Here is an 11,187-nt window from a genome sequence, read left to right as displayed (position 1 = left end):
GCGCGAGGTTGCTGGGCCCCCGTCAGGTGCCTGGGAGCGCGCAGTCGCGGCGGAATCGGTGAGAGACTGGGGATATGGCTGACCCAACCCGTATCGCTGTGATCGGAGACGTCGGTGGTCATTTCGGACCGCTCGTCCATCTCCTGGGAGAGCTCGGCGTGCGGTTCGGAGCCGAGATCGATTGGCCGGACGACCTCCATGTCATCCAAGTCGGCGACCTGGTCCACCGAGGCCCGGCCTCCGCTGAAGTCGTCGGCCTCGTCGCCGGTCTTCTGGAACGGGGTGTGTGGACTCAGATCGTGGGCAATCATGAACAGCTCTACGTCGACCGCCCGGTTTTCAGATGGAACGAAGTCATCGAGGAGACCGCCCAGGAGCAGCTACGGGGCTGGTGGGCAGATGGTCGCCTCCAAGCGGCAGCAGCTGTCACCGACGGCTCAGGCGAGGAGTGGCTGATCACTCATGCCGGCCTGACGGCTGGATTCTGGCGACAGGGGCTCGGAGCCCCCGACAGTGCCGAGGCGACGTTGGCGGCACTGAAGGAGGCAGCCGCCGATAGCGCGCTCTGGCATCCCGGGACGATGCTGCTCGGCGTCGATGACGATAATGCCGGCCCAGTGTGGGCGGCCGCAGGGACAGAGGTCTACCCATCCTGGCCGCGGCTCGAGGCCGAGCTGCCGTTCAATCAAATTCACGGCCATTCGAGTGCCTTCGATTGGAACCGCAGCCAGTGGTCGGCCGAGTCCTGGATCCAACCGCAGATCAGACTCGACCTCAATCACCGCCATGCAACTTTCGAACACACTGGCCGGCGAATCGTCGGAATCGACCCCTGCCATCTCGCCGAGGCGGCCCCGGTCTTCGCACCGTTCGTCCTCCACGGAGCAACGATCAGCTGAGAACCCGGCACTGGAGAATACCCTACGTGCTACCTGACGGTGGCCCAGCAACCTCGCGCGAGGTTGCTGGGCCACCGTCGGGTAGTAATTACCAGGAGATGACTTGGGGGACGCTGACGTGCTTGAGCCCCTCGAGGCCGAATTCGAGGCCGAAGCCTGACTTCTTCACCCCGCCGAAGGGCACGCGGGGATCGACGGCACCGTGCTTGTTGATCCACGTGGTTCCCGCTTCGAGCCGAGCCGCGACCTGCCGGCAGGCGTCGAGGTCCGTGCCCCACACCGAGGATCCGAGACCGACTTCGAGTTCGTTGGCCCACTCAATGGCCTGGTCGAGGTCGGTGTACTTGATGATCGGCAGCACCGGCCCGAACTGCTCCTCGGCCACCAGCGGATTGTCGTTGTCGATGTCGGCGACCAGCGTCGTCGGGTAGAAGTAGCCGGGCTGGTCGACGACGGGGTCGCCTCCCAGGAGCACGCGGGCTCCCCCGTCCTTGGCTGCGTCGACGAGGCGGGCGACGATGTCGTACTGCTGCCTGTTCTGCAACGGACCGAGGACGTTCTCCTCGTCCAAGCCCACGCCCATCGGAGACTGTCCGGCCACCTCGACGAGGGCCCGGCACACCTGGTCGTAGAGCGATTCGGGGACGTAGAGACGCTTCATCGCAGCACATGTCTGTCCGGTGTTGATGAACGCGCCCCAGAACAGGTCTCCCGCGATCTGGGCGGGATCGGCATCCTCGAGGACGATGCCTGCGTCATTGCCGCCGAGTTCGAGAGTGATGCGGGCGAGGTTGTCGGCGGCGGTGCGCATGATCGCCTGTCCGGTCTTCGTCGACCCGGTGAACATGATCTTGTCGACGTCTGCGTGGCTGGTCAGAGCGGCACCGACCGCTCCGTCTCCGGGTACGACTGCGAGCACATCGGCCGGCAGCACCTGGTTGACCACGGCCACGAGCGCCTGCACGGACAGCGGCGTGTACTCCGAGGGCTTGAGGACGACGGTGTTGCCCATCTTCAGTGAGGGCGCGAACTGCCAGACGGAGATCATCATCGGCCAGTTCCAGGGCCCGACTGCTCCGACGACGCCGACGGGACGGTAGTGGAGTTCGGCGTGGGTCTCACCGTCATCGACGAGAACGTCGGGTTCGAGCTCGAAAGCAGCGTTCGCACGCAGCCAGGCCGCGCACGCGCCGACTTCGAAACGGGCGTTGGGCCCGTTGAGCGGTTTGCCCTGCTCGCGGGAGAGCAGTTCGGCTAGCGCCTCGGCGGAGGCTTCGATCGCATCGGCGGCTTTGCCCAGCAGGTCGCTGCGCTCCTGGGAGGTGCGCGCGGCCCACGTCGACTGGGCCTTGCGTGCGGCGGCCACGGCAGCGTCGATCTCTGCCGGGGTGCCTTCGTGAGTGCGGCCGACGACCTCGCCGGTGGCGGGATCATGGATCTCGCGTCCGGCGGGGTCGACGATGGCGGCAAGAATTCCAGCGGTGGTGGTCATTTCGGTGGCGGTTGCCTCGGCGGTCATGGTGCTCCTTTGATCGGCGACCGGGTGGTCGGCGGCGGTTGGTGTGGTCACTTTCCGGCGGTGTGTACGGCTGTTTCGGGCGGTCGGAACGCTTACGTCATCCCAGGGAACCACCCGAACCGATTCCTGCATAGAGGTGCGGCGCGGACGAGCGGAGGACGATGGCCCAGATCGTGCCGATGAGCCCGGGGACGAGAACGATGGCCGGCAGCAGCCAGGACAGGACTGAGGTGCCCTCTGCGCCGATGAGGACATTGAAGTTGATGACGATGGCGACGAACAGGGCGAGCAGTCCGACCGCGGACAGGCCGGGGGCGATGACTCGGGTCCACAGCGAATACTCCCCCGACTTCGTGCGCAGGAAGCCGACGACGGCGAGCGCGGTCAGCGCCATGAGCAGGACGAGCCCGAAGGCACCCATGTTCGTCAGCCAGGTGAAGAGCGTGACGACGGGGAACAGCGGGTCATCGCTGCCGGAGCCGACCACGGCGAAGACGAGGATGATGACGAGGGCCAGGCCCGACTGGGTGAGGGAGCCGGCCACGGGCGCGCCGGTGCGTCGTGAGGTCCTGGCCAGCGACTGCGGAAGGACCCGGTCCCGGCCGAGGGCGAAGACGTAGCGGGCGACGATGTTGTGGAAGGCCACGAGTGCGGCCAGCAGCGAGGTGAGGAACAGCAGGTTGCCGAGGTCGACGAACCACACCGGGGCGTGTTCGCCGAGGAATACGAACATGAGGTCAGGTCCGAATTCCTGGGAGCGGCCGATGACCTGCGAGGCCCCTTCGCCGATGACCATCGCCCAGGCGGAGAACGCATAGAACACCGCGATGATGCTCACGGCGATGACGGTGGCCCGACCGGCCGTGCGACGGGGATCCTTGACCTCCTCGTTGTAGATGGCCCCGGATTCGAAGCCCATGAAAGCCGCGATCGAGAATGCCAGGGCCGCGCCGACCCCGGGGGCGAACAGCTGGTCGAACGCGAGCCCGTCGCCGGTGATGCCTTCGGGGCTGTGTGCGAGTCCGATGATGTCGAAGACGATGACGACGAGGAACTCCGCGCCGACGATGATGCCGAGCACCTTCGCGGAGAAGTCGACGCGCATCACTCCCATGATGCCGACGATGACCCAGGCGATGAGGGCGCAGACCCACCAGGACCAGGAGATGGCGAAGAGGGTGTCGAGGAAGGAGGAGAAGACGAAGCCGAACATTCCGGCGATGCCGATCTGCATGGCGTTGTAGGCCACCAGGGCGGTCATCGCCGCTCCCATCCCGGCGGGCTTGCCCAACCCCTTCGAGATGTAGGCGAAGAACGCGCCGGCGTTGTGGACGTGGCGGCTCATCGCGGCATAGCCGATCGCGAAGAGGATGAGGACGATTCCGAGGACAACGAAGGACAGCGGAATCCCGACCAGACCGGTGACGGCGAAGTTGCTGGGGACTCCGCCGGCGACGACGGTCAACGGCGCCGAGGCGGCGATGATCATAAAGACGAGAGCGGGGATTCCGATGCGGCGGGCATCGAGTGAAGCCGTGGCCGCGGGTGCGTTCCCGACGTCCGTGGAGTGCCGATCGGCGCCGTTGCTGATCGGGGAACCCAGGCCGCCTTTGGCCGGGTCCGAGCTGAGAGTGCTCATGTGATCCACCTAACAGTAAAAGAGACTACTGCCAGTGTGGACACCGCCCGCCTGCCGTGTCTTGGCTTTGCAGGCAGAGTTCTTGACGATTCGCGCATCCGCGCCTCGTCCGTTTCGGTTCAGCCGGGGTGGGGACCGGCTCAGTCGACCTGGGTCCTGCGGCGGTACCCGGCGGGCGGCTGGCCGACGGCGCTGCGGAACAGCCGGGAGAAATGGGCAGGATCACTCAGTCCCCACCGGGCGCCGATGGCGGCCACCGGAGTCTGACGCTGTCCGGGGTCAGCGAGGTCGAGTCGGCACTTCTCGATGCGCCGCCGCCGGATCTCCCCGGCCACGGTCTCACCGCTGCCTTCGAAGATCTGGTGCAGGGTGCGCACCGAGATGAAGTGGGCAGCGGCGATGGTCGAGGGGGCAAGCTGAGGGTCGGAGAGGTGGGCATCGATGTAGTCGGTGATCTCGGCCCACAGTCGCTGCCGTTCGTCGATCTCGCCGCCTGCGGCCGAGAGCTCATCGGCCATCACCGTGGTGAGCAGATCGACGACGTTGCCCGCCAATCGCACACCTGTCGCCCGGTTGAGGGTCGGCAGCATGGCCCCGGCCTGCGAGATGACCTGGGCGACGACCGAGCCGAGCTGATGGTCGGCACCGATCGGGGTGGCGGTGAGCTGACCGACGGTTCCGGCAGGAAGGTTGACCCGCGACTGCGGAAACATCATGACGTAGGACGAGAAGTCCGAATCGAAGCTGAGCGTATACGGTCGGGACGTATCGTAGATGGCCAGCGACCCGGGGGCCAGGGCCATCTCTCGCCCGTCCTGGACGAGCAGACCGTGCCCGTCGAGCTGCAGCGAGACCTTGAAGTAGTTCGTCCCGGCCGGGCAGCCGTGCGATTCCGATCGGGCTCGGGCGATCAGCTCGGGAGTGCGCAGGACGGCATGCGGATCGGCGTTGATCTGCGACATCACCACGGAGTCGTAATCGCGCGCGCTGATGCGACCCTGGAATCCGCCTCGGCGCTGGGGTTCGGTATCGAGGGGGACGAACGAGTCCGAGACCAGGCTCCGCCAGTCGTCGAAGTCGTTCGCAGTGTCTTCAAGCAACATCGTCGTCCTCAGTTCGCTCGGGCCCCGACCGCTGCGTCGAGGGCTCGTTGTCCGGTCACTCTATCCCCAAACGGCGGGGCAGTCACGACCTCGAGCCAGTTTACCGACCATTTGGTCATATATTTCCGGCAAGGATCCCTCCACCCCGCGTTCGTCGACCCTGTCGGATCAGCTCCGCCGGCCGAGTCGGGCGATGACATAGTCGAGCTGGGCCCGGAAGCCGGCGAAGTCGAATCCGTGCCCGCCGATGATCGCAGTGGTCTGCGCACCGAGGAGATACGTCAGGAGCACCTCGGCCTCGGATTCGATGTCGACCTCGCCCCGCAGCCGACCATCGGCGTCGGCCTCACCGAGCCAGGTCACGATCCACGCCCGCCAGAGCTCCATGGTCGCAGCGGTCGCGCGGGCATGATCGGGATTCTGGGCCACCTCGGCGAGATAGGACAGGACGACACGGGCCTCATCATGCAGCTCCGGCGTCACCGGGAGCATCTCATGGGCGAAGGAGCACAGCGCATCGAGCCCGCGCAGACCCGCCGTCGAGGTCGCCACCCTGGCGTTCGTGGCCTCGAAGACGTAGAGGTAGGTGGCCGCCAGCAGGTCTGCCTTCGACCCGAAGTACGACTTGATGACCCCATTGGCGAAGCCCGCCTCGGTCGCGATATCGCGCATCGTCGCCCCGTTCAGACCTTGGCGGACGATCAGGCGCAGCGTCGCCTGCACGAGGTCCAGCCGACGCTGGTCGTGGTCGACGATCTTGGGCATGGCTCCTCCACAGCGGTGCAGATCGGGTCTTGACTTTATTTCCTACGAGTGTAGATTTTAGCGTGACTCAGCCCACAGGCCCAGATTGCAAAGGTGCACCATGTCCTGCCATTCCTCCGCTCCCGCCGCCGAGGCGACCACCCCCTTCACCCTGCCGACCGAGGCCGAGATCGCAGCCGTCACCGCGGTGCTGCGCTCGGCCGGGCACTTCCCCGACTCCGCGCGCATGGCCTACGTCGGCCTGCTCGATCCCGTGCGCGGCACGGATCGGACCACCGCCGAGGTGGATCGCCGGTTCCGTGCCTTCATCCTCGACAAGTCCGCCGGCACCGCCCACGATATCGTCGTCTCGGCCACCCGTGAGACAGTCGAATCCGTCGCCGAGGTGGACTCCACCGAAGAGGGCGAGTTCCCCGTCATGGAAGAGGAGTTCGAGGTCGTCGAAGAGGTCCTCGCCGCCGATCCGACATGGCAGGCGAGCCTCGCCAAGCGCGGACTGCCCGTCGCAGAGGTGCGGGTGGCGCCGTTGTCGGCCGGGGTCTTCGAATACCCGGATGAGAAGGGGCGACGGATCCTGCGCGGGCTGGCGTTCCACCAGCAGCATGAGTCGGACTCGGCGTGGGCGCACCCGGTCGACGGGCTCGTCGCCTATGTCGATGTCACGAACCGAACCGTCGACCAGGTCCTCGATTTCGAGACCGTTCCGGTGCCCACCGAACACGGCAACTACACGGATCCCGAGCTGACCGGGCCCGTGCGGACTTCGCAGAAGCCGATCTCGATCACACAGCCTCAGGGGCCGAGCTTCACGGTCACCGAGGGCAACCACATCGAGTGGGAGAAGTGGTCGTTCGATGTCGGCTTCGACATGCGGGAGGGCCTCGTCCTGCACAACATCGCCTTCGACGACGGCGAGCGCCGTCGCACGATCCTCGATCGGGCGGCAATCGCCGAGATGGTCGTTCCCTATGGTGACCCCTCACCGGTGCGGTCGTGGCAGAACTATTTCGACACCGGCGAATACCTCGTCGGGCAATGGGCGAACTCACTCGAGCTCGGGTGTGACTGCCTCGGCGATATCACCTATCTGTCGCCGTGGGTGGCGAACAACCTCGGCGAACCTCGGCAGATCAAGAACGGCATCTGCATGCATGAGGAGGACGCGTCGATCCTGGCCAAGCATTCGGACCTGTGGTCGGGTGTCGCCTACACCCGGCGCAACCGCCGGTTCGTCGTCTCGTTCTTCACCACGGTCGGCAACTACGACTACGGCTTCTACTGGTACCTCTACCTCGACGGCACGATCGAGTTCGAGGCCAAGGCCACCGGCGTCGTCTTCACCTCGGCGCTGCCGACCGGGTCGACGGACTTCGCTTCGGAGATCGCGCCCGGTCTCGGTGCCCCGTTCCACCAGCACCTCTTCGGGGCTCGGCTCGACTTCGCCCTCGACGGCGGCAAGTGCCGGGTCGAAGAGGAGGATGTGGTGCGTCTGCCGGTCTCGCAGGACAATCCGCGCGGCAATGCCTTCAGCCGGTCTCGGACCGTTCTGGCCACCGAGCTGGCTGCGCAGCGGGATGCGGATCAGTCGAAGGCGCGGACCTGGGTGGTGACGAAGCCGGAGTCGACCAACCGTCTCGGCGAACCGGTCGGTTACAAACTGCACCCGACGGGCCTGCCGACGCTGCTCGCGGCCGAAGATTCGTCGATTCACCGCCGTGCCACGTTCGCGTCGAAGTCGCTGTGGGTGTCGCAGTATCACGAGGACGAACGCTATCCGACCGGGGACTTCCCGAATCAGCACCCCGGCCATGCGGGACTGCCCGCGTGGACGGCGGCCGATCGCAGCGTCGACGGGGAAGACATCGTCGTCTGGCACAGCTTCGGTCTCACCCACTTCCCGCGGGTCGAGGACTGGCCGATCATGCCCGTCGACACCGTCGGCTTCAAGCTGCGACCGGAAGGGTTCTTCGACCGCTCCCCCGTCCTCGACGTCCCCGCCCCCGAGTCCGGCTCCCCCTGCTGCGACTCCTGACCTCCCCAATTGCTACCCGACGGCGGCCCAGCAACCTGGTGCGAGGTTGCTGGGCCGCCGTCGGGTAGCACGGAGACGTCGGGTGGGACCGGAATTGACGATGCGCGCACAACCGTCGCCGACGGCTTGCCGAATCGTGCACACCTCGACCGCAGGCATTCCTCACCGGTGACCGGCGTCACTAGCCTGTGGCCATGACAACCGAGCAGGAGGCAGGCACTGTGGCCGCGAACATCACCACTCATCCGACGACTTTCCCCACCGAACTCCCCGATGACGACTTCGACTACATCGTCGTCGGAGCAGGATCGGCCGGGTGCGTGATCACCCGCCGACTCCTCGACGCCGGAAAGAAGGTCTGTCTCATCGAGGCCGGCGGGGACGAGACGAACCCGAACATCGACCACCTCAACAACCTCGGTCTCATCTGGCATTCGGCTCAGGACTGGGACTACTACACCACTCCGCAGCCCGTCGCGCTGGGCCGGAAGATCCATCTGCCGCGCGGGAAGGTACTCGGCGGATCGAATGCCCTCAACGCCGTCATCTGGGTCCGCGGTGACGCCTGGGACTACGACCAGTGGGTCGAATCCGGATGCCCCGGCTGGTCCTGGGACGAGGTCGCTCCTGTCTTCGCCGCGATCGAGAACTATGACGGCGAGATCACCGAGAACCGCGGCACCGACGGGCCGATGGATGTGCGCGTCGACTATGCACGCAACCCCCTGCAGGACGACATGTTCACGGCCGCCGTACAGACCGGCGTGCCCGTCAACGACGACTACAACTCCGGCACCGTCGAAGGCATCGGAAAGATCCAACTCAATGTCCGCGACGGCAAACGGCTGAACACCTGGCGTGCCTACCTCAAGCCCCGCCTCGGCGATGAGAATCTGACGATCCTCACCTCCGCTCACGCCCGTCGGCTTCTCCTCGACGGGACCGCGGTCACCGGTCTCGAGATTGATTTCCGGGGACGGGTCGGCACTGTGTCCGCCGACGAGGTCATCCTCTCCGCCGGTGCCCTGGCCTCGCCCGAGCTTCTCCTGCGCTCGGGCATCGGGCCCGCCGCAGACCTTGCCGAGGTCGGCATCGACTCGGTCGCCGATCTGCCGGGCGTGGGCAAGAACCTCCAGGATCATTGGCTCTCACCGGTCGTCTTCGCCACCGGCGATCGAGAGGTGCCGATGGGAGAGGTGGCGCCCGCCGAGGTTCACTTCTTTGCGAAGTCCCGCCCGGAGCTGCCGGTCCCCGACACTCAGCCGCTGTTCTTCTCCGTGCCGATGTATGCCCAGGATGCGGCCCCTGCCGCGCAGACCGGACCGGGGCCCGGCGGAGCCTTCACTCTGCAGGGCGGCCTGGTGCGTCCCGAGAGCCGCGGCGAGGTCAGGCTCAGCGGGCCGAACCCGCAGGATCCGCTCGTCGTCGATCCGCAGGTGCTCTCGGCACAGGCCGATGTCGACGCCCTCGTCGCCTCGGTGAGGCAGTGCCGTGAGATCGGGCGGGCCGAGGCGCTGTCATCGTGGCAGCCCACCGAGATCCATCCCGGCCCCGAGGTGGCCGACGAGGATCTCGAGGACTACGTCCGCGGGTCGGTCGTGACCTATCATCACCAAGCCGGAACCTGCCGGATGGGCACGGACGCCGAGGCGGTCGTCGACCCGGCCACGTTCGAGGTCCGGGGCGTGAGCGGGCTGAGACTGGCCGATGCGTCGATCATGCCGTTGGTGCCGACCGGGAATACGAACGCTCCGACGATCATGATCGCCGAACGCGCCGCGGCCGCTCTCGTCGGCTCCCCCGCCGACGGAATCACCGCCCCAGCCCCTCACTGACTCCCCTTATTGCTACCCGACGGGGGCCCAGCAACCTGGCGAGGTTGCTGGGCCCCCGTCGGGTAGTAAGAGGCTGGTATCTTCGAGGTCGGTGAGTGACCAGCTGATGAGAGGGACCGGAAGTGCACGAAGCTGACGAGTCGACTGTCCTCGCCCAAGAGCTGCTGGTGACCATCGGCACCGGCCTGCTTGCCGGTGGAATCTCCTCGGTCGATGTCGAAGACGCCCTGACCGGGCTCGCTCCCGCCGTCGGTCTGAAATCCATCAACGTCGCCGCACTGCCCAAGGGTCTCTTCCTCACCGTCGGGTCATCGAGCGCCACTAGGTTCGAACGCATCGGCGCCGATCTCCGTTTCGACCAGACCGCGAAGCTGCTCGACATCGTCGATGCCCTGCGCGCACGCCGACTCGGCATCGAGACCGCCAGCCGAATGATCGAGTCCGAGGTCTACGGCACTCCCCCACGCTGGCCCGCCTGGCTGACCTACCTCGGCGCACTGCCCATCGGCATCGGCCTGTGCCTGCTGCTCGAACCAGGACTGGTCAACCTCGCTTTCGCCGCCTTCGGCTCACTCATCGTCGCCGGCGCCCTGGCACTCAACGCCAAACATCCCAGCCTCGGTCCGCTGCTGCCGGTCGCCTCGGCGTTCATCATCTCTGTCATCGTCCTTGCCGGATACCGGCTCGACTGGCTCGAGAGTCCCCTGCGCACGATCGTCGCCACGTTGGCGCTGCTGCTGCCCGGCAGTGCCGTGGTCACCGGGCTGACCGAGATCTCCGCTGGCGCACTATCGGCCGGCAGCTCCCGGCTCGTGTCCTCCTCGGTGCAGTTGGCGATGTTCATCGCCGGAGTCGCCGGTGCCGCAGTCGTCACGGGTACCGGCGCCGAGGCGCTGGCGAACTCCCAGCTCACCGATTCCACGTGGTGGCTCTCCGCCCTCGGTGTGGCTGCCGCGACGTTGGGGCTCATCATCTATCTGCACACTCCGCTCGAGCACACCGTGCCGATCGTCCTCACCATCGCCGCGGCCGCGCTGGCTCAGCTGGGCATCGGTGCCGAGTTCGGTGCGGCTATCGGCGGACTGGCCGGTGCATTGACGGCATCGCTGGTGGCCGTCGTGCTCTCACGCCTGCCGAAAGGTCCGATCTGGCGGATCAGCTTCGTGCCTGCGTTCCTCGTTGTCGCACCCGGATCATTCGGCCTCCTCAACGCCTCACAGATCGAATTCGGAGACGGCGCTGGGGTTGCCGGCAGCATGCTCGCAGCTGCGACCACATTCTTCACCATCGCCATCGGCACGGTCATCGGCGCCGCCATCGCCCACGCGGTTGAGCCCAAGGACGAAATCGTCGCCTGAGACACCCTCAGAACTACCTGACGGCGGCCCAGCAACC

Annotated in this window: 8 protein-coding genes; 4 read left to right on the top strand and 4 right to left on the bottom strand. The window is 66.4% G+C overall.

Features of this window, described 5'->3' with window-relative positions; translation table 11 throughout:
- Positions 1-74 precede the first annotated feature (74 nt).
- Positions 75-899 carry a metallophosphoesterase gene (locus AD89_RS0116465; protein WP_025780616.1) on the top strand — a complete coding sequence of 275 codons (825 nt, stop codon included), beginning with the start codon at positions 75-77 and terminating at the stop codon, positions 897-899.
- Positions 900-987: 88 nt separating this feature from the next.
- Here AD89_RS0116465 and AD89_RS0116460 read toward each other — a convergent pair whose 3' ends face one another.
- The 4 genes from AD89_RS0116460 to AD89_RS0116445 all read right to left on the bottom strand — a co-directional run bounded on the left by AD89_RS0116460 (position 988) and on the right by AD89_RS0116445 (position 5,925).
- A complete protein-coding gene (locus tag AD89_RS0116460; protein ID WP_025780615.1) occupies positions 988-2,391 on the bottom strand; it encodes an aldehyde dehydrogenase family protein in 1,404 nt (467 codons plus the stop codon).
- A 124-nt stretch (positions 2,392-2,515) separates the two neighbouring features.
- Positions 2,516-3,907, bottom strand: coding sequence for an APC family permease (locus AD89_RS0116455; RefSeq protein WP_231488735.1), 1,392 nt, complete (start codon positions 3,905-3,907; stop codon positions 2,516-2,518).
- A 290-nt stretch (positions 3,908-4,197) separates the two neighbouring features.
- Positions 4,198-5,160, bottom strand: coding sequence for a helix-turn-helix domain-containing protein (locus tag AD89_RS0116450; RefSeq protein ID WP_025780613.1), 963 nt, complete (start codon positions 5,158-5,160; stop codon positions 4,198-4,200).
- A gap of 168 nt (positions 5,161-5,328) precedes the next feature.
- Positions 5,329-5,925: a TetR/AcrR family transcriptional regulator gene (locus AD89_RS0116445; protein WP_025780612.1), complete on the bottom strand. Its 597-nt coding sequence runs from the start codon at positions 5,923-5,925 to the stop codon at positions 5,329-5,331.
- Positions 5,926-6,025: 100 nt separating this feature from the next.
- Between AD89_RS0116445 and AD89_RS0116440 the strand changes: the two genes are divergently transcribed.
- The 3 genes from AD89_RS0116440 (at position 6,026) to AD89_RS0116430 (ending at position 11,150) form a co-directional block, all read left to right on the top strand.
- Complete coding sequence (locus tag AD89_RS0116440) at positions 6,026-7,957, top strand: primary-amine oxidase (RefSeq protein ID WP_025780611.1); 1,932 nt, start codon at positions 6,026-6,028, stop codon at positions 7,955-7,957.
- Positions 7,958-8,151: 194 nt separating this feature from the next.
- The gene (locus tag AD89_RS0116435) at positions 8,152-9,792 is read left to right on the top strand and encodes a GMC family oxidoreductase (protein WP_081770516.1); all 1,641 of its coding nucleotides are present in this window, start codon (positions 8,152-8,154) and stop codon (positions 9,790-9,792) included.
- Positions 9,793-9,914: 122 nt separating this feature from the next.
- Positions 9,915-11,150 carry a threonine/serine ThrE exporter family protein gene (locus AD89_RS0116430; protein WP_025780609.1) on the top strand — a complete coding sequence of 412 codons (1,236 nt, stop codon included), beginning with the start codon at positions 9,915-9,917 and terminating at the stop codon, positions 11,148-11,150.
- Positions 11,151-11,187: the final 37 nt, after the last annotated feature.

The sequence above is a fragment of the Brevibacterium sp. VCM10 genome, assembly GCF_000583215.1.
Taxonomy (GTDB): Bacteria; Actinomycetota; Actinomycetes; order Actinomycetales; family Brevibacteriaceae; genus Brevibacterium; species Brevibacterium linens.
This window is presented reverse-complemented; position numbering and strand designations above follow the sequence as displayed.

What these genes read in the sequence shown, in the direction of transcription:
- AD89_RS0116465 (WP_025780616.1), top strand. Translation starts at nt 75, where the DNA reads ATGGCTGACCCAACCCGTATCGCTGTGATCGGAGACGTCGGTGGTCAT.
- AD89_RS0116460 (WP_025780615.1), bottom strand. Translation starts at nt 2,391, where the DNA reads ATGACCACCACCGCTGGAATTCTTGCCGCCATCGTCGACCCCGCCGGA.
- AD89_RS0116455 (WP_231488735.1), bottom strand. Translation starts at nt 3,907, where the DNA reads ATGATCATCGCCGCCTCGGCGCCGTTGACCGTCGTCGCCGGCGGAGTC.
- AD89_RS0116450 (WP_025780613.1), bottom strand. Translation starts at nt 5,160, where the DNA reads ATGTTGCTTGAAGACACTGCGAACGACTTCGACGACTGGCGGAGCCTG.
- AD89_RS0116445 (WP_025780612.1), bottom strand. Translation starts at nt 5,925, where the DNA reads ATGCCCAAGATCGTCGACCACGACCAGCGTCGGCTGGACCTCGTGCAG.
- AD89_RS0116440 (WP_025780611.1), top strand. Translation starts at nt 6,026, where the DNA reads ATGTCCTGCCATTCCTCCGCTCCCGCCGCCGAGGCGACCACCCCCTTC.
- AD89_RS0116435 (WP_081770516.1), top strand. Translation starts at nt 8,152, where the DNA reads ATGACAACCGAGCAGGAGGCAGGCACTGTGGCCGCGAACATCACCACT.